Genomic DNA, 18,395 nt, shown 5'->3' on the forward strand with positions numbered 1-18,395 from the left:
CAAGCTAGGCAATGCGCATGGCCCGCGTTAAACCGGGTCGGACCCGAGGATTGCTCCGGTCACGCCCTTTGTTTTGACCGGACGCCAAGCCTCATGACCCAATATGACGTTCTTTGCATCGGCAACGCCATTGTCGACATCATCGCTCGCTGCGAAGACGCGTTTCTGGTCGAAAACGGGATCATCAGGGGTGCGATGAACCTGATCGACGCGGAGCGCGCTGAGCTTCTTTACAGCCGTATGGGACCGGCGATCGAAACGTCGGGCGGCAGTGCCGGCAATACGGCGTCCGGTCTGGCGAGCTTCGGCGCGCAGGCCGCTTATTTCGGCAAGATCAGCGACGATCACCTCGGCAAGATCTTCACTCATGACATCCGCGCGCAAGGCGTGGCTTTCGATACGAAGCCGTTGACCGGCGAACCGCCGACGGCACGTTCCATGATCTTCGTGACCGCGGATGGCGAGCGGTCGATGAACACTTATCTCGGCGCCTGCGTCGAACTCGGGCCGGAGGATGTGGAGCGGCCAAAGGCGGAAGCTGCCAAGGTCACCTATTTCGAAGGCTATCTGTGGGATCCGCCGCGCGCCAAGGATGCTATCCGGCAAACGGCTTCGATCGCGCATGAGGCCGGCAATGAAGTCGCAATGACGCTGTCGGATCCTTTTTGCGTCGATCGCTACCGCAACGATTTCCTCGAGCTGATGCGCTCCGGCACGGTCGACATCGTGTTTGCCAATGAAAGCGAGCTGAAGTCGCTCTACCAGACCGAGTCCTTCGAAGACGCGCTGGATGCGGTGCGCCGCGACTGCAAGCTGGCCGCGGTCACACGCTCCGAACTGGGGTCGGTGATCGTGCGCGGTGCGGAAACGGTCGAGGTGCAGGCGATCGCCATCGCGGAACTGGTGGACACCACCGGTGCGGGTGATCTGTACGCGGCTGGCTTTCTGTTCGGCTACACAACCGGCCGTGATCTCCTGACCTGCGGCAATCTGGGCTCATTGGCAGCCGGTCTGGTGATCCAGCAGATCGGACCACGCCCCCGCAAGAACCTGGGCGATGCAGCGCGCGCAGCCGGGCTGATCTGATTACGTGATGTCTTCCGGCCGCCGGCCCGGGCGCGAGCGATAGGTGGGGATCGTCCAGCCGAACCGGATCGCGCCCGCCCGGATCAGGAAGGCCGTCGCCATGCCCAGCAAGGCGGCCGCCGTCGGTGGCAGGCCGAGCATCGCCGTCAGCGTATAAACAACCGCGCCCGCCATCGCCGCCGAGACATAGATTTCCGGCCGTAGAAGAACGGAAGGCTCGCCGGCCAGCGTGTCGCGCATGATGCCGCCGAACGCCGCCGTCAGCATGCCCATCACGATGGCGACCGTCAGCGACCCGGTGCTGGCAAGCCCCTTGAAGGCGCCGAGCACGCAATACGCGCTGAGCCCCATCGCATCGAGCCACAGAAGCAGCCGATAGCGGGATTCAACGAGATAAGCGGTGAAATAGATAAGAAGCGCCACGCCGGCGCAGATGATCATGTAAAGCGGCTGGATGATCCAGAACACCGGCAGGCCGAGGATCACATCGCGCACCGTGCCGCCGCCTACGCCCGTTACGGCAGCGAGAAACAGAAAGCCGATGAGATCCAGCTGCTTGCGGGATGCCGCCAAAGCGCCGGTCGCGGCAAACACGGCCACGCCGGCATAATCCAGCACCTGGATGAGATCCATGAACGCTGCCTCAGAGATCAGGCACCCGACGCGAGAGAAGCCCCGCATCGGGTGAAATGAGGAAGCGGTTTAAGCCTCGTTGTCGCCTTGTGGTGCAGCAGCTGCTGCCTCGGCGGGCGCTTCCGCGGCCGCAACCTTCGGTCCGCCCTTCGCCACGCCGACCATGGCCGGACGCAGAACGCGGTCGCCGATCGCGTAGCCGCTTTGGACCACCTGAACGACCGTGTTGTTCGGCACTTCGGGGTTCGGCACTTCGAACATAGCCTGGTGGAAGTTCGGGTCGAACTTCTCACCCTGCGGCTCGAGCTTCTTCACGCCATGACGCTCAAGAGCCGACAGCATCGCGCGCTCGGTCATTTCCACACCTTCGGCCAATGCCTTGAAGCCGGCGTCGCCGCTTTCGAGCGCATCACCTGGAATGGCTTCCAGGGCACGGCGAAGATTGTCCGATACGCCCAGCATGTCGCGGGCGAAGTTCGTCACGGCATAGGTCCGCGCATCGGCCACGTCGCGCTGTGTGCGGCGGCGCAGGTTTTCCATATCGGCGGCAATGCGAAGCGCGCGGTCTTTCAGCTCTTCGTTTTCCGCCGCCAAGCGCAAGAACGCTTCGGTGTCGGCTGCGAATTCGGGGGCCTCGGCAGCGAGAACTTCAGCCTCTTCCGGTGCGCGATTCTGGTTTGCCTCGTCAGTCATGGCTCATCCGGTCGTTGTTTGTCTTAGGGAATTGTGATTTGCGCCCGATATCGAGTGCCGGGCCGTTAAAATCAAGAGCGTGTGATGGTCGCGGCAGGTTTCACCGCATCATGCGGCTGATCAACTGGGCGGTGTAATCCACCATCGGAACGATCCGCGCATAGTTGAGCCGCGTCGGCCCGATCACGCCCAAAGCCCCGATCACCCGCGAGTTCTTGTCGCGATAGGGTGCCACAACCAGCGAAGAGCCGGACATGGAAAACAGCTTGTTTTCCGAGCCGATGAAGATACGCACGCCCGAGCCCTCGTCGGCGAGATCAAGCAACTGCACCAGGCCTTCCTGCGCTTCCAGATCCTCGAACAGGTGCTTGAGGAGCTCGATGTCGGCGGCGGCGTTGAGATTGTCGAGCAGGTTGGCGCGACCGCGCACGATCAGGCGTGCCGGCAGACCGCTTTCCGATCCGGCCCAAACGGCAAGGCCGCGCGTCACGAGATCCTGTGACAGCGCATCCAGCGCGCCGCGTGTTTCTTCCACCAGCCGTGCAATATCGGAGCGCGCTTCCGAAATGGTTCGGCCGCGAATATGGGCGTTGAGGAAGTTGGAAGCTTCCTGCAGCTGCGAAGGCGCGATGCCGGCGGGCAGATCGAGAATGCGGTTCTCTACCTCGCCGCCCTGCGACACGAGGATGGCCAGCGCCTTGGTGGGTTCGAGCTGGATGAACTCGACATGCTTGAGCGCCGTTTCGCTTTTCGTGGCCACCACGAGCCCGGCGCCGCGCGACATACCCGACAGCATCTGGCTGGCTTCCGTCAGCATGGTTTCGACGCTTGAGCCGGCACCCGACGCTTTCACCTGCGCATCGATCACGCGGCGTTCTTCCTCGCCGAGATCGCCGAGTTCCATGAAAGCATCGACGAAAAAGCGCAAACCGCGCTGCGTCGGCAAGCGGCCGGCCGAAGTGTGTGGCGAATAGATCAGGCCGAGATGTTCGAGATCGCTCATCACGTTGCGCACGGTGGCGGCCGACAGGTTCACCGGCAGCATGCGCGACAGGTTGCGCGATCCCAGCGGTTCGCCGTCGCGCATGTAAGCATCGACAATCAGCCGGAAGATGTCGCGCGAACGCGCATCCAATGCCGCCAGAGCGGGATCGGGCAGCGGAAAGGTCATCGCTTCGAAACGGTTGTGAAGATCATAAGAGAGATATATGCCGTTCCCACACCGGCACAACCGCCTTGAAGCGCCCAACACCTGGGTGGCGCGGCGCGTGCAGCCTTTTTCTTTGCACTGAAGCGCAGCTCTGGTTAAAAGCCGGCAATTCTTGATTTCAGTTTATGACCGGACCTTGCATGCGACCTTCCAAGCGTCAGCCCGACGAAATGCGCGCCATCTCCTTTGAGCGCGGCGTATCCAAGCACGCGGAAGGCTCCTGCCTCGTGAAGTTTGGCGACACGCATGTGTTGTGCACCGCAAGCCTCGAAGAGCGCGTTCCCGGCTGGATGCGCAACACCGGCAAGGGTTGGGTGACGGCCGAATACGGCATGCTGCCGCGCGCCACGGGTGATCGCATGCGCCGTGAGGCTGCTGCCGGCAAGCAGGGTGGCCGCACACAGGAAATCCAGCGCCTCATCGGCCGTTCGCTGCGTTCGGTCGTGGACATGGCCGCCCTCGGTGAAGTGCAGATTACGGTGGATTGCGATGTCATCCAGGCCGATGGCGGCACCCGCACGGCGGCCATCACTGGCGGCTTCGTGGCCCTGCATCAGTGTCTGTCTTGGATGGAAGCGCGCAAGATGATCAGCGTCAACAAGGTCCTGAAGGATCACGTCGCGGCGATTTCCTGCGGCATCTATGAGGGCCAGCCGGTGATCGACTTGGATTACCTCGAAGATTCGGCTGCCCAAACCGACGCCAATTTCGTGATGACCGGCAAGGGCGGCATCGTCGAGATCCAGGGCACGGCCGAGGGCGCGCCTTTTTCGGAAGAAGAATTCTCGCAGCTGATGGGCCTCGCCAAGAACGGCATCGCCCGTCTCGTCAGCCTGCAGCAGATGGCGATCGGCTGAGGCCGGTATCATGCAGCCGGCGGCCATCCTGGAATCCGCGCTTTATGTCGATGACCTCGACAAAGCGGAAGCCTTCTACACGGATGTGCTCGGGCTGCCTTTGATCCGCAAGGTGGAAGGCCGCCATGTGTTCCTGCGCTGCGGGCAGGGCGTGCTGCTGCTTTTCAACCCGGACGCCACGATCGAGCCGCCCGCACCGGATGCTCGCTTACCCGTGCCACCACATGGCGCAAGGGGCCAAGGGCATCTCTGCTTCCGGGCTTCGGACGAAGAGATCGACCGGTGGAAAGAGCGGCTGGCGCAAGCTGGGATCGCTATAGAAGCCGCGTTCACCTGGCCGGAAGGCGGGCGCTCGCTGTACATCCGCGATCCAGCCGGCAATTCGCTGGAATTCGCAAACCCAGAGATTTGGGGATTAGCCTGATGGCCGAAACCTTGCGCCCGATCGGCAACCGTATCGTGGTTGCCAGCCACAACTCCGGCAAGCTGCGGGAATTTGCCGATCTGATCGCGCCGTTCGGCTTGGAAGCGAAATCGGCTGCCGATTACAACCTGCCTGAGCCGGAAGAAACCGGCACGACATTCGAGGAAAATGCCGCCATCAAGGCGCTGGCCGCCGCCAAGGCGACCGGCCTGCCGGCCATGTCCGACGATTCCGGCCTGTGCGTGGATGCGCTGAACGGCGAGCCCGGCGTTTACACCGCCAACTGGGCGGAAACCGCCGATGGCACACGTGATTTCGTGATGGCGATGCGCAAGGTCGAGGACCGGCTGCAGGCGGTTGGCGCGGTGGATCCCGCACAGCGAACCGGACGCTTCGTGGCCGTAATCTGCCTCGCCTTTCCCGATGGCGAGGTGGAATATTATCGCGGCGAAGCGGAAGGGCAGCTCATCTGGCCGCCGCGCGGTCAAACCGGCTTCGGCTATGATCCGGTGTTTTTGCCGGATGGCCGCGACATCACCTTCGGCGAAATGACGCCTGAAGAAAAGCATGGCTGGAAGCCAGGCGACAAGGAAGCCTTGTCGCATCGTGCCCGGGCTTTCCAGAAGTTCGCCACAGCCCGTCTGGAGTCTCAGGTCTAGGTGCGGCGCGACGACGGCTCGCCCGGCTTCGGCGTTTATATTCACTGGCCGTTTTGCGCGGCCAAATGCCCCTATTGCGACTTCAACAGCCATGTGCGCCACCAGCCGGTGGACCAGGAACGCTTCGCCGAAGCCTTCCGGCGCGAAATGGCCGGCATGCGCGAGCGCACCGGGCCACGCGAGGTCACCTCGATTTTCCTGGGCGGTGGCACCCCGTCCTTGATGAAGCCGGAAACGGTGGGTGCTGTGCTCGATGCGGTTGCAGCCAACTGGACCGTGCCGGATGGCATCGAGATTACGCTGGAGGCCAATCCGACCTCCGTCGAAGCCAATCGTTTCCGGGGCTATCGTGCAGCCGGCGTCAACCGCGTGTCGCTGGGCGTGCAGGCGCTGAACGACATCGACCTCCGGTTTCTCGGTCGCATGCACAATGTGACGGAGGCGCTGACCGCCATCGACCTTGCGCGCGAGATCTTCCCGCGCCTGTCCTTTGATCTGATCTATGCCCGCCCTCTGCAGACGCTCGAAGCCTGGGAAGCGGAACTGCGCCAGGCTATCGGCTATGCTGCCGACCACCTGTCGCTCTATCAACTGACCATCGAGGAAGGCACGCCCTTCTACGCGCTGCACCGTGCCAAGAAGTTCGCCATTCCCGATCCCGATCACGCCGCCGATCTTTACGAGCTGACGCAGACCGTCACGGCACAAGCCGGATTGCCGGCCTATGAAGTCTCGAACCACGCCGTTCCCGGCGCGGAAAGCCGGCATAACCTGACATATTGGCGCTACGGCGATTATGTCGGCATCGGCCCCGGTGCGCATGGTCGCTTCGTAGAGGGGCGCCAGCGGATCGTGACGATCGCCGAACGGCATCCGGAAAACTGGCTGGCGGCGGTGGAGCAGAATGGCACTGGCATCACATCAGGCGAACAGCTGACGTCCTGGGAAGAAGCCGACGAGCTTCTTCTGATGGGCCTGCGGCTGCGCGAAGGCATCGAAGTGCATCGCTATGAAGCGCTCGCCAACCGCGGCTTCGAACCGGAGCGTCTCAGCTTTCTGCAACAACAGGGTCTGGTGGAATCGATCGGCAACAGCCGCTTGCGGGCAACGCAGGCTGGCATGAGTGTGCTCGATGCGCTGGTCGCAGACCTCGCGCAATAAAACGCGTCAGGCCTGCTTGAGGCGCGTGTCCATGTTTGCGGGGACCTGCGTCTCAGGAGCGTGCTCGATCTTCACCGGATCGATCCGGTCACCGGTCTTCTTGCGCACCGTCCATTTGGAAACATCAGTGTTGCGGCCCGCATAATAGGGCTCGAAACTGTTATGGACCTGCAGATTGCTCATAATAAACTCCCGACCTGCCGAAACGCGCAAAGCGCCGGCAGGTTCCGCCTTCTTCTTAGGCAGATGAGAGTTTCTTACGCAGCGTCATCGTAAGCGTATGATCAGGGGCGGGGGCTTAGCTGCCGCTGAAGCTGCGGGGTGCGGGGCTGACAACCCGGGTCGCACCACCGGGAGCGACTTCATACACGGCATAGCCACGCTGCGTCGTGCCATCCGGCTCGAACCGGAACACGCCGGCGTAACCGGCATAGCCTGAATCGGCTTCGATGACGCTGTTAGCGAACCCACCGGCCCCGAAGCGCTTCACCACGCTGCCGGCCATCACCACAGTATCATAGGCAAGGGCGGCATTGGCGGTGGGTGCTGTCCCGAATTTGCCCTGGTAGCGCGCCTTGAAGGCGGTCAGCCGCTGCTGGTCGCTATCGGCGAACCAGGCGCCCTGCAGCGCCGGATCGCTCAAATTGGCGGTTGTCCACTGCCCGGTGCCGAGCAACCGCTTGTTTGCGAGATCAGCACCGTTGGAGCGCAGCGCACCGAGAATGGCCGCCGGCGTCGGGCCGCCATCGGGAATGAGAATGGCGTCGGCCTGCATGAGAACCGGAACTGCCGCCGCAGCCGCCTGCTGGATGGACGCCTCGTTTGCGTCATAGCGCACCGACGCCGCCATCACGCCGCCATTGGCCTGGATTGCGGTACGCGCGGCCTGTTCGGCGAGATCGCCGGCAGGACCATTGGCAAAGAAGCCAAGCACCGAGCGCACCCCGTTCTGCGAAGCATAGGAAACAGTGCGCGTTACCACGCCACCGGGAAGGAAGGAGTTCAGATAAACGCGCGAACCCGCCACGTTGCGATCCGAGGAAAAGGCGATCATCGTCTTGCCCGCAGGCCGCGTCACGCCGGCGGCTGCCGACACATCGGCGGCAAAGATCGGGCCGAGAACCAGCGACGACCCCTCAAGCACGGCTTCGCTGGCCGCTGCCTGCACGCGGGCCGCATCGCGTCCGGTGTCCTTGATCACGAGCTGCAACGTGTCTTGTCCGACATCTTCCATGGCAAGCGCTGCGGCATTGCGGAATTCGCGGCCGATCTGCGCGCTGGTGCCTTCCGCTGACAACGGCAAAAGCAGCGCGACGCGCACCGATCCCTGTCCGAGCACTTCGCCACTGGCCGGCGGTAAGGCGTTTTGTGTCAGCGACGGTGCTTCGATTGCCTGCGGTGCGGCCTGCATTTGGGGTTGCTGCGGCATGCCTGCCGGCACCTGGGTCTGGCAGCCTGCAAGAAGCCCTAGTCCAAGCACGAAGCCCAGCTGGCGCATACCCGGTCGGCGGAACAACAAACGCGTCACAACAATCCTTTCCGGCTCGATACCGGCTTTCAAAATCGCGCGGGACTTTGCAAGCTTGCGCACGCCGTGTCAAAGCTCGCCCTGACATGACCCCGAAGGACAAAACCGTGCAGGACGAAGCGGACGCGCCGAAGAGCTTCATGATCGGCCAGACGACTATGCCGGCTCGCCCGCTCGAGCCAGCGCTTTACATCGTCTCGACGCCAATCGGCAATCTCGGCGACATCACGTTGCGCGCGCTGGAAACATTGGCCGTTGCCGACATTTTGGCCTGCGAAGATACCCGCGTCACCCGCGTACTTCTCGAACGCTACGGCATACGCCGCCGCGCCTTCGCGTATCATGAGCACAATGAAAGCGAAGCCACGCCGCGTCTGGTTGAAGCGGTCGCCGGCGGCAAGAGCGTAGCGCTGGTGAGCGACGCCGGCACGCCGCTGATTTCCGATCCGGGCTTTCGACTTGTCGGCGCGATGGCGGAAGCCGGCTTGCGTGTGATCCCCATCCCCGGCGCATCTGCCGTTCTCTCAGCGCTTGCAGTCTCCGGTCTAGCAACGGATTCTTTTTTCTTTGCCGGCTTTCTATCACCAAAGGATGGTGCCAAGCGCAGTCGCTTGAACGCGGTAAAAGCCATTCCAGGCACGCTGATCTTCTATGAATCGCCGCGCCGTCTTGCTGTCAGCCTGCAGGCCATGGCCGATGAACTTGGTGCCGACCGGCAGGCGACGGTGTCGCGCGAACTCACCAAGACTTTCGAGGAAGTGCGTCGCGGCACCCTGAGTGAACTTGCCGCGCATTATGCCGAAGCCGATACGCCGCGCGGCGAGATCGTCATCTGCGTTGCTCCACCCGGCGAGCCGGACGCCCCAAAGGAAGCGGATGTCGACACGCTTCTCTTGTCGCTCTCCGAGGAGATGTCGACGGCGAAAGCGGCAGGCGAGGCGGCCAAGCAAACCGGGCTGCCGAAAGGCGACCTCTACAAACGCCTTCTGGAGCTGAAGGACGCACAAGCGTGAAGGTGCCGGGCAAGGCGAAGCTCAAGGCGTACAGGCGCGGCCACACCAGCGAAGCCTTTGCCGCTTTCGCGCTGATGGTGAAGGGCTACCGGATCGTCGCGCGTCGCTACCGCACGAAGAGCGGCGAGATCGACATCATTGCCCGTCGAGGCACGCTTGTGGCGATCGTCGAGGTCAAGGCGAGGCCAAACCTCTCACAGGCCATGGACGCCATCAGTCCGTCGGCCCAGGGCCGCATCGAAGCCGCCGCCGATCTGTGGCTGGCCAGGCAACGCGATTATGCCCGGCTCAACCTGCGCTTCGACATGGTGGCCGTACTGCCCTGGCACTGGCCGATCCACGTGCCGAACATCTTCCAGGGACGAAACTAGGTCCGTTTCGTCACGGTCATCCACAAACCGCCTTCCGGCTGCGTGGTCAGTTTCTGCACCGGCCATGGATTGGTCTGCGCCGTGGTGTCGAACCGGTAGCGCGACATCAGCACGCCCAGCGCAATCGCTGCTTCCTGCATGGCGAAGCTCGCGCCGATACAGGTCCGGGCGCCCGCACCGAAGGGGAGATACTGGTAGCGATCAATCTTGTCGCGGTTCTCCGGATGAAAGCGCTCCGGCATGAAGGCGTCCGGCTGATCCCAGAACTTGCGGTGGCGATGCACCGTCCACGGCATCATCAGGACCTGCGTGCCCTGCTTGATCTCGAGATCCTTGTAACGGTCGTCCTCGATCGGCTCACGATTGAGCGAAGGTGCCGGCGGATAAAGCCGCATGGCTTCCTCGAAAGCCGCGCGTGTCAGCGGCATGGCGTCGAGCCAGTCAACGGGATCGGGCACGCTCGCCACGACCTGATCGATCTCGGCTTCGATCGGTGCGCGCTCCCATGGCGCATTGGCGAGGCAATAGAGCGTCCAGCCCAAAGCCCGGGCCGTGGTTTCGTGACCGGCGCCGATAAAGGTGATGATGTTGTCTTCGACCTCGCCGCGCGTCAGCCCGTCCGGACCTTCGGCGCGCAAAAGTAGCGTCAGGAAATCTTCCGGAACATCATCGGGCGTCCGCTGCATGCGTTTGCGGCGCAGATCCATCGTGTCGGACACGATCTGGCGAAAGTAAGCCATTGCCTTGCGCCCGCGAAACTGCGTGAAACGCGGCAGCCATTTCGGCGCGCGCAGAAGATCGAGCGGATCGACGCGCCCCATCGTTTCGAACAAGCGATCGATCTGCGTTTCGAACGATCCCGGCTCTCCGGCAATCTCGCCCGAAAACAGGGTTTCGGCCAGGATCTCATAGGTCAGCGTGGTCATGTCGCGTGCGACATCCACAGCCGCACCGGGACGATCGGCCTGTTCTTCGTAGCGTTGAACAAAATCGGTCGAGCATTTCAGCATCGGCTGCGCGAAGTTCTTGTTGTGGCGCGGCGTAAACACCGGCGCCATCGCCTTGCGCGAGCGCTTCCACACCGCACCCTCGGCGGTCAGAAGACCATCGCGCAGGATTGGGCGCAGAATGTTCTGGCGCACCGTCGCCATCTTGTAGTTCTTGGCGTTGTCCACCAGCACATGCCGGATCAGTCCAGGATCGTTGGCGATCAGCAACGGTCCGCCGACACCGGCAACGCTGATCCAGGGCTCGTTGTAGGAAGGCGCACCCCACAGCTCCAACGGATTGCGGTAAACGATCCCGATCATCTGCAGGGTCGAAGGCGGTATGGTGCGCGGCTTCGGTGCGGGCGGAATAAAGGGCGCGGGTTTAGCATCCATGGAAAAGGGCTCCAGCCATGTCCCTGATATGGGAACGGTGAGGAAGAGCCTCAATGCGCAAACGCAAAACCTCTTCGCCGCAGGCTTCTTGACGCGCCCTGTTCAGCAAGGCAAAAAAATTCATCCAGTGGTGCAACGAAACTGTACCAACGCGAGTTTGGTAAGTTGCGACAGGGATACAGAACCAGACATGTGCAAAGTACTCGTGGTTGAAGACGAAATTTTCGTCGCAATCGAGATTGAGCACGTGGTCGAGGAACTCGGTTATAGCGCGATCGGAATTGCAGCGGATCATCGCACGGCGATGGATCTGGCTCCGGACGCGGATATCGCTTTAGTGGACCTCAATCTGCGTGATGGTGCGACCGGCCCCGAGATCGGCCGCGCTTTGGCCGACAAGCATGGCATCACCGTTTTGTTCATGACGGCCAACCCATCGCAGATCAGCGAAGGCGTGCCCGGAACGCTTGGCGTGTTGTCGAAGCCGGTTGCAGACGATGAGCTGAAACAGGCGATCCATTACGCGCGTGCATGCCACAACAAGGCGGTTGCCGTTCCGCCCAAGCGCCTCCAGCTTTTTGCGCTCCAGCCTTCACACATCAACTAACGTCGAGTGTCGATCGACGCCTGGCCGGTCACGCCGGCTCAGTGCGCCTCGTCCCAGTTATGAGCCGCCCGCGCATCGACCTGCAGCGGCACCGATAGCGCCACAGCTGGCATCGCGGCGTCTTCCATGACCTTGCGGATCACGGGAATCGCTTTTTCGACGTCCGCCTCTGCTGCCTCGAACACCAGTTCGTCATGCACCTGCAGGAGCATGCGCACATCGCCAAGGCCGGCTTCCTGCAGAGCGCCATCCATCTTCACCATTGCACGGCGGATAATGTCGGCCGCCGATCCCTGGATCGGCGCATTGATGGCTGCGCGTTCGGAATTGGCGCGGATTGAGGGATTGGACGCGCGGATTTCCGGATAATGCGCGCGCCGCCCGAAGATCGTTTCGACATAGCCATGCTCGCGGCAGAATGCCTTTGTCGCATCCATGTAATCGCGAATCCCCGGGAAGCGCTCGAAGTAGCGCTTGATATAAGCGCCGGCTTCTTCGCGCGGGATCGACAGCTGGTTGGCGAGGCCGAAGGCGGAAATGCCGTAAACGATTCCGAAGTTGATCGCCTTGGCGCGTGAACGCACCTCGCGTGGCATGCCTTCCACCGGCACACCGAACATTTCCGATGCCGTGATCGCATGGATGTCGTCGCCATTGGCAAACGCCGCCTTCAGCTGCGGAATATCCGCGACATGGGCGAGGATGCGCAGCTCGATCTGGCTGTAGTCTGCCGAAATCAGACGATTGCCGTCTTCGGCAATGAAAGCCGTGCGGATCTTGCGCCCTTCCACCGTGCGGATCGGGATGTTCTGCAGGTTCGGCTCTGTTGACGACAAGCGGCCCGTCGATGTCGATGCCATTGAATAAGACGTGTGCACGCGCCGCGTTTCGGGATGCACATAGCCGGGCAGGGCGTCGGTATAGGTCGACTTCAGCTTGGTCAGCTGGCGCCAATCCACGATCTTGCGCGGGAGCTCATGACCTTCCGCCGCGAGTTCTTCCAGAACCTGCGCCGAGGTCGACCACTGGCCTGTCTTGGTCTTCGCGCCGCCTGGAAGCCCAAGCTTGCCGAACAGGATATCGCCGAGCTGCTTGGGGGAGCCGATGGTGAAGCTTTCGCCGGCTGCCTTGTAGATGGCGTCTTCCAGCCCGGCCGCCTTTTGCGCCAGCTCGCCGGACAAACGCGACAGCATCTGGCGGTCAATCGCAATGCCCCGGCTTTCCATCTGCGCCAGCGTTGAAACCAGCGGTCGCTCAAGTCGCTCATAGATCGAAACGAGACCTTCGGCGACCAGGCGCGGCTTGAGGATCGACCATAGCCGTAAGGACAGATCTGCCTGTTCGCCCGCTGCCTGCGTGGCGCGTTCGAGGGCGAGCCGGTCGAAGGAGATGCCCGACCGGCCGGAGCCGAGCAGGTCCTTCACGGTGGTAGCGGCATGGCCGAGCCAGCGCTGTGCCAAGGCATCGAGGCCATGCGTACCCGAACCGGCGTCGAGCACATAAGACATCAGCATGATGTCGTCGAAGGCTTCCAGCGCAATGTCGTGGCGCGACAACAGCAGCCACTCGGTTTTCAGATTGTGCCCGACCTTCAAAACCGAGCGATCCGACAAAATCGGTTTCAGGGCCTGCAGCGCTGTTGCAAGCGCAAGCTGCCCTTCCATCGCGCCCGAGCCGAGAAGGTCGCTGTCCTGCGACTTGTGTCCAATCGGGATATAGCCGGCCTGACCCGCCCTGGTGCCGAGCGTGATGCCGGTGATCTCCGCCAGCATCGGGTCGATCGAGGTCATCTGTATGTCGAAGCCGACGACGCCAGCGGCGTAGGCCTCAGCGATCAGCGTATCCAGACCATCCTGGTCGCGAATGGTGCGATAGGCCGACAGGTCGATGCTCTGGCCAGCGCCCGCCTGCGCGCGACGTTCTGCCAGCGCGGCCGGCGTCTTCTCACTTGAAGCAGCGTTTTGTGCCGCCGCATCGCTCGTTGAAGCTGCCGGTTTGACATTTAGGTCCGGCCCATGCGCGCTTTCGAACCCTTCGAGCGTCACCGTACCGGCATTCACCGCATTGGCGTCGGTATCGGTAGTTTCGGCCACGCGGCGCGTCAGCGAGGTGAACTCCATTGCCTTCAGATAGGAGATCAGCATCGGTCCATTGACGGGGCGCAGCGTCAGATCATCCAGAGGTTCGGTCAGCGGCGCATCGTTGCGCAGCTTTACCAGCTCGCGCGAAACGCGAGCATTGTCGGCATTGGCGATGATGGTTTCGCGGCGCTTGTTCTGCTTGATCTCGGAAGCGCGCGCCAACAGCGTATCGAGATCGCCGAACTCTTCCAGGAGTTGGGCGGCGGTCTTGGGGCCGATGCCCGGCACACCCGGCACATTGTCGACGGAATCGCCGGTCAGGGCCTGCAAGTCGATCATCTTTTCGGGCGGCACGCCCCATTTCTCGATGACCTCGGGAACGCCGATCTGCTTGTCCTTCATCGGGTCGTACATCTGGACGGACGGGCCGACCAGCTGCATCAGGTCCTTGTCGGACGACACGATGGTGGTGTCGGCGCCGACCTCGCAGGCCATCCGGCAATAGGTCGCGATGATGTCGTCGGCCTCGAACCCTTCCAGCTCGATGCAGGGCAGGTCGAACGCCCGCGTTGCCTGGCGGATCAAGCCGAATTGCGGGATCAGATCATCCGGCGGTGCGGTGCGGTTGGCCTTGTATTCTGAAAACAGCTCATTGCGGAACGTCTTCGAGGAATAATCGAAAATCACCGCGAAATGCGTTGGCACGATGCCGACATCAGTGTTGCGTGCATCACGCACCAGCTTCCACAGCATGTTGCAGAAGCCCGATACGGCACCTACCGGCAGCCCGTCTGACTTGCGGGTCAGCGGTGGCAGCGCGTGATACGCGCGGAAGATGTAGCCGGAGCCGTCGACGAGGAAGAGATGATCGCCCTTTTTCATGGCGCTACGCCTAGCGCCGGGCGCGAACACTGTCCATGGCGAAGTCGGTTACGCCGGAACAAGAGCAGGCGCTCCCGCCACGACCTGTCAGCTTGAACCCTCGCCAAGACGCGGGCCGCGGCTCTTGGCGCGGTCGCTTTCGACATGCTCGACATCGAAGGGCTGCGCAGGTCCGGTAGGCTGGGTGCCCGGCTCCATCGGGCTCTTGCCGGGATTTTCGTTGTCCACGGCGGGTCCGGTCTGGCCTTTGTCGGCCGGCTTTGCTTGGTCGGGGTTCATGGGCTCACTCCGCTTGTGTTCGCCAAGGAAACGCACGGCTGCGTTGTTTGTTCGCCGGCAGCTGAACAGCAGGTCGTACAGGATTTCACCAAGTAACGGCGACGTTACGAAGATGTAATCTTGCTGCCCTTGATTGGCCATCTTGGCAAACACAAATATGCCTTGTCGGCACAAAGTTGCTGGCTCCGGCTAAGGCTCGTCCCCCGCCTCGAACCGGATTAAATGCGGTGGCCTCATCCCCCTCTCCGGGCTGCCGCATTCTGATACGGCCACCGTGGTATCCCCCCTCCACCACGGTGGCCGCTTCTTTATGGCGGTCTGCCACCTTTGCTTTGCGGGTTCGATCCACTAGGTTCATCGCACTTTCCAAAATCATCGGAGCCGTTTCTTGGCCACGCTCGCCCCAGTTCTCGATTCTCTCGACGCCCATTTTGACACAAGCCTCGATCACCTGTTCGATTTCCTGCGCATCCAGTCGATCTCAACCGATCCCGCTTATTCCGCCGAATGCCGCAAAGCCGCCGAATGGCTGGTCGACGATCTGAAGTCGATCGGCTTCGACGCCAGCGTTCGCGACACGCCCGGTCATCCCATGGTGGTGGCGCATCATGACGGTCCGGCCGGCAGCCCGCATGTGCTGTTTTATGGCCATTACGACGTTCAGCCGGTGGATCCGCTCGATCTGTGGGATCGCGATCCGTTTGATCCGGCGATCGACACGGACGAAACCGGCGTCAAGGTGATCCGCGCGCGTGGTTCGTCCGACGACAAGGGTCAGATCATGACCTTCGTGGAAGCCTGCCGCGCTTACAAGGCGGCGCATGGTCAGCTTCCCTGCCGCATCTCGATTTTGTTTGAAGGCGAGGAAGAAAGCGGTTCGCCGTCGCTGAAACCGTTTCTCGAAGCCTGCAAGGACGAGCTGAAGGCTGATTTCGCACTGGTTTGCGATACCGGCATGTGGGACCGCGAAACGCCGGCGATCTCGACCGGCCTGCGCGGTCTGGTTGGCGAAGAGCTGACCATCCATGCCGCCAATCGCGACCTGCATTCCGGTTCCTATGGCGGTGCCGCCGCCAACCCGATCCGCGTGCTCGCCAAGATCTTCGCCGACATGCATGACGAGACCGGCCGCGTCACCATTCCCGGTTTCTATGACGGCGTGGAAGAAACGCCGACCGAGATCCTGAAGAGCTGGGAAACGCTGGGCCAGACGGCCGAAAACATGCTCGGCCCGATCGGCCTGTCGCAGCCATCCGGCGAACAGGGTCGTTCGGTCCTGGAACTCGTCTGGGCGCGCCCGACTGCCGAGTTCAACGGCATCACCGGCGGCTACACCGGTCCGGGCTTCAAGACTATAATTCCAGCGCAGGCCTCCTCCAAAGTGTCGTTCCGTCTGGTGCACAAGCAGGACCCGCAGAAGATCCGCGATGCGTTCCACCAGTTCGTGGAAGAGCGCCTGCCGGCCGATTGCCGCGCCGAGTGGGGCAAGGAACATGGCGGCTCGCCGGCCATCCAGCTGTCTTATGACGCGCCGTTCCTGTCCAAGGCGCAGGCCGCCTTGTCCGATGAATGGCCCAAGCCTGCTGTGATGATCGCCATGGGCGGATCGATCCCGATCGTGGGTGACTTCCAGACCTATCTCGGCATGGAGTCCCTTTTGGTCGGCTTCGGCCTGTCGGATGACCGCATCCATTCGCCCAACGAGAAATACGACGTTGAATCCTTCCGCAAGGGCCAGCGCTCCTGGGCCCGCATTCTGGACGCTCTCGCGAAATGAACACCAAGCCTACCATCCGCTTCCACAAGGGCGATCTGCCGGATCTCGAGCACTATCAGGTCGACGCCGTGGCGATCGACACTGAAACGCTCGGCCTCAACCCGCATCGCGACCGACTTTGCGTGGTGCAGATTTCGCCCGGCGACGGCACGGCCGATGTGATCCAGATCGCGGCGGGGCAGAAAGAAGCTCCCAACCTCGTGAAGCTGCTGGGTGATGACGCCATTACCAAGCTGTTCCACTTCGGGCGCTTCGATCTCGCCGTGCTGTATCATGCCTTCGGCGTTATGCCGGAGCCGGTGTTCTGCACCAAGATCGCGTCGCGCCTGACCCGCACCTACACGGATCGCCATGGCTTGAAGGACATCTGCAACGAGCTGCTTGGCGTCGGCATCTCCAAGCAGCAGCAATCATCGGACTGGGGCGCGCCGGAACTGTCGCAGGACCAGCTCGATTATGCCGCGTCAGACGTGCTTTACCTCCATCGCCTGCGCGATGTGCTGGCTGGGCGTCTTGCACGTGAAAACCGGGCTGAAGAGGCCGCGGCCTGCTTCCAGTTCCTGCCGACGCGCGCCAAGCTCGATCTGATGGGCTGGGACGAGCAGGACATCTTCGCTCACTCGTAGGAGCTACTCGACAACAGCGATCGGGCGCTCCGCCTTTGCGCGGTTGTGCTCGATCGACGCCCAGCGCGGGCGCTCGAACAGCCAGCGGCCAAAGCCGCTCCATTGCACGAGAAGATACAGGATCACCGGGCCGATCACGCCGGCAGCGGTGACCAATACGCCCATCGTTCCGACATCGCCGATGATCCCGAGCTTGAGCAGCACCGCGCGTGTCGTTGCCATCGGCAGGAAAAAGGCGAGATAGATCACGATCGAATGCGCGCCGAGCCATGTCAGCCAGCGCATGGTGGCCAGGCGCGACAGAAGCACGCCTACTGATATCACTGCGCAAGCGCCCAGAAAGCCGAGAACGAGGCTCACCAGCGGCAGTTCGGCCACGCCGCCGATACCACCGGATTGGCCGACCTCATGCGCTACCAACGGATACAAGGCAGCCGGTGCCGGGGTGAAAGCGAGGAAAGCTTCCACCACTGCCCAGACTGCCAGAAAGCCGAGTGCTGCAGCCGGTCTGGTGCGGACCTTGTCGGCCAAAATGAAGATCCACGGCGCCAGCGCATAACCGGCATAGAAATACACGAAGCGGGAACAGAACTCGTCCAACACCATCCAGCCCGTGTGGATCGGCAGGATCTCCAAAACGGCCGCTGCAAGGAGCACGATCGCCACCGGCACGCTCTTCAAAAGCCGCGCTATGACGAAGAAGATCGGTAGCACATAGATGAACCACAGCGTGCCGAAGGGTTGCACGAAGGATAGAAGAAAGTTGGTCAGCGCGGCACCCGCGCCATCTTCCATCGCCATGCCCGGCGCCTTGAAGGCAAACTGGATCGTGAGCCACAGAATGTAGAAATACGCGAAATGCACGACCTTGCGGTCAAGATAGCGCCGCCAGGGTCGGTCGATGGTGAGGCCGAGGAACAGGCCGGAGATCATGAAGAAGTCGGGCATGCGGAAAGGCCGCGCCCAGGTCACGACATGATGCATCCAGCCTTGTTCTCCGGCCGCAATCTCGACGCCCAGAACCGCATGCACCATCACCACGAAGATGATGCACAATCCTTTGGCCGTATCGACCCAGTCGACCCGCTCCGCTCCCACAGCCGCCATAACGAGCGCTTTCTCCGAT

19 protein-coding genes are annotated in these 18,395 nt (G+C 62.2%); 10 read left to right on the forward strand and 9 right to left on the reverse strand.

The window, feature by feature from the left end; all coding sequences use genetic code 11:
* The first annotated feature begins 93 nt into the window (after positions 1-93).
* Entirely contained in the window at positions 94-1,086 is a 993-nt protein-coding gene (locus JYU29_RS13610; RefSeq protein WP_213985352.1) for an adenosine kinase, read from the forward strand.
* On the opposite strand, the gene JYU29_RS13615 is transcribed toward JYU29_RS13610, so the two are convergent.
* From JYU29_RS13615 to hrcA, 3 genes are all read right to left on the reverse strand, one after another.
* Complete coding sequence (locus tag JYU29_RS13615) at positions 1,087-1,719, reverse strand: trimeric intracellular cation channel family protein (protein ID WP_213985353.1); 633 nt, start codon at positions 1,717-1,719, stop codon at positions 1,087-1,089.
* 69 nt (positions 1,720-1,788) lie between these two features.
* On the reverse strand, positions 1,789-2,412 hold the full coding sequence (grpE, locus tag JYU29_RS13620) for a nucleotide exchange factor GrpE (protein WP_213985354.1): 624 nt from the start codon (positions 2,410-2,412) through the stop codon (positions 1,789-1,791).
* Positions 2,413-2,512: 100 nt separating this feature from the next.
* Positions 2,513-3,583 carry a heat-inducible transcriptional repressor HrcA gene (gene hrcA / locus JYU29_RS13625; RefSeq protein ID WP_213985355.1) on the reverse strand — a complete coding sequence of 357 codons (1,071 nt, stop codon included), beginning with the start codon at positions 3,581-3,583 and terminating at the stop codon, positions 2,513-2,515.
* A 179-nt stretch (positions 3,584-3,762) separates the two neighbouring features.
* Here hrcA and rph point away from each other — a divergent pair, with 179 nt between their 5' ends.
* Genes rph through hemW form a run of 4 tightly spaced genes read left to right on the forward strand, consistent with a single transcriptional unit; the run spans position 3,763 to position 6,723 of the window.
* Positions 3,763-4,479, forward strand: coding sequence for a ribonuclease PH (gene rph, locus JYU29_RS13630; protein WP_213985356.1), 717 nt, complete (start codon positions 3,763-3,765; stop codon positions 4,477-4,479).
* A gap of 10 nt (positions 4,480-4,489) precedes the next feature.
* Positions 4,490-4,903 (forward strand): VOC family protein, encoded by a 414-nt coding sequence (locus tag JYU29_RS13635; RefSeq protein ID WP_213985357.1) that lies wholly within the window; start codon positions 4,490-4,492, stop codon positions 4,901-4,903.
* The gene (gene rdgB, locus JYU29_RS13640) at positions 4,903-5,562 is read left to right on the forward strand and encodes an RdgB/HAM1 family non-canonical purine NTP pyrophosphatase (protein ID WP_213985358.1); all 660 of its coding nucleotides are present in this window, start codon (positions 4,903-4,905) and stop codon (positions 5,560-5,562) included. The genes JYU29_RS13635 and rdgB overlap by 1 nt, the downstream gene beginning before the upstream one ends.
* Positions 5,563-6,723 carry a radical SAM family heme chaperone HemW gene (hemW, locus tag JYU29_RS13645; RefSeq protein WP_213985359.1) on the forward strand — a complete coding sequence of 387 codons (1,161 nt, stop codon included), beginning with the start codon at positions 5,563-5,565 and terminating at the stop codon, positions 6,721-6,723.
* 6 nt (positions 6,724-6,729) lie between these two features.
* Here the strand turns inward: hemW and JYU29_RS13650 are convergent, their stop codons facing one another.
* Positions 6,730-6,906 (reverse strand): hypothetical protein, encoded by a 177-nt coding sequence (locus JYU29_RS13650; RefSeq protein ID WP_213985360.1) that lies wholly within the window; start codon positions 6,904-6,906, stop codon positions 6,730-6,732.
* A 115-nt stretch (positions 6,907-7,021) separates the two neighbouring features.
* Complete coding sequence (locus tag JYU29_RS13655) at positions 7,022-8,251, reverse strand: penicillin-binding protein activator (protein WP_347879901.1); 1,230 nt, start codon at positions 8,249-8,251, stop codon at positions 7,022-7,024.
* A gap of 140 nt (positions 8,252-8,391) precedes the next feature.
* On the opposite strand from JYU29_RS13655, the gene rsmI reads away from it, so the two are divergent.
* Positions 8,392-9,264 carry a 16S rRNA (cytidine(1402)-2'-O)-methyltransferase gene (gene rsmI, locus JYU29_RS13660; protein WP_213985587.1) on the forward strand — a complete coding sequence of 291 codons (873 nt, stop codon included), beginning with the start codon at positions 8,392-8,394 and terminating at the stop codon, positions 9,262-9,264.
* A gap of 2 nt (positions 9,265-9,266) precedes the next feature.
* Complete coding sequence (locus JYU29_RS13665) at positions 9,267-9,635, forward strand: YraN family protein (protein ID WP_213985588.1); 369 nt, start codon at positions 9,267-9,269, stop codon at positions 9,633-9,635.
* On the opposite strand, the gene JYU29_RS13670 is transcribed toward JYU29_RS13665, so the two are convergent.
* A complete protein-coding gene (locus tag JYU29_RS13670) occupies positions 9,632-11,017 on the reverse strand; it encodes a cytochrome P450 (protein ID WP_213985361.1) in 1,386 nt (461 codons plus the stop codon). The two genes, JYU29_RS13665 and JYU29_RS13670, sit on opposite strands and share 4 nt — an antisense overlap.
* Between JYU29_RS13670 and JYU29_RS13675 the strand changes: the two genes are divergently transcribed.
* The gene (locus tag JYU29_RS13675) at positions 11,016-11,624 is read left to right on the forward strand and encodes a response regulator (RefSeq protein ID WP_213985362.1); all 609 of its coding nucleotides are present in this window, start codon (positions 11,016-11,018) and stop codon (positions 11,622-11,624) included. The two genes, JYU29_RS13670 and JYU29_RS13675, sit on opposite strands and share 2 nt — an antisense overlap.
* A gap of 38 nt (positions 11,625-11,662) precedes the next feature.
* Here the strand turns inward: JYU29_RS13675 and polA are convergent, their stop codons facing one another.
* On the reverse strand, positions 11,663-14,587 hold the full coding sequence (gene polA, locus JYU29_RS13680; RefSeq protein ID WP_213985363.1) for a DNA polymerase I: 2,925 nt from the start codon (positions 14,585-14,587) through the stop codon (positions 11,663-11,665).
* Positions 14,588-14,674: 87 nt separating this feature from the next.
* Complete coding sequence (locus JYU29_RS13685) at positions 14,675-14,866, reverse strand: hypothetical protein (protein ID WP_213985364.1); 192 nt, start codon at positions 14,864-14,866, stop codon at positions 14,675-14,677.
* A gap of 388 nt (positions 14,867-15,254) precedes the next feature.
* On the opposite strand from JYU29_RS13685, the gene JYU29_RS13690 reads away from it, so the two are divergent.
* On the forward strand, positions 15,255-16,643 hold the full coding sequence (locus JYU29_RS13690; RefSeq protein WP_213985365.1) for a M20/M25/M40 family metallo-hydrolase: 1,389 nt from the start codon (positions 15,255-15,257) through the stop codon (positions 16,641-16,643).
* Positions 16,640-17,269, forward strand: coding sequence for a ribonuclease D (locus tag JYU29_RS13695; RefSeq protein ID WP_213985366.1), 630 nt, complete (start codon positions 16,640-16,642; stop codon positions 17,267-17,269). Before JYU29_RS13690 ends, JYU29_RS13695 begins: the two co-directional genes overlap by 4 nt.
* 3 nt (positions 17,270-17,272) lie before the next feature.
* On the opposite strand, the gene JYU29_RS13700 is transcribed toward JYU29_RS13695, so the two are convergent.
* Positions 17,273-18,376, reverse strand: coding sequence for an acyltransferase family protein (locus JYU29_RS13700; protein WP_213985367.1), 1,104 nt, complete (start codon positions 18,374-18,376; stop codon positions 17,273-17,275).
* Positions 18,377-18,395: the final 19 nt, after the last annotated feature.

Source organism: Tianweitania aestuarii, from assembly GCF_018457165.1.
Taxonomy (GTDB): Bacteria; Pseudomonadota; Alphaproteobacteria; order Rhizobiales; family Rhizobiaceae; genus Tianweitania; species Tianweitania aestuarii.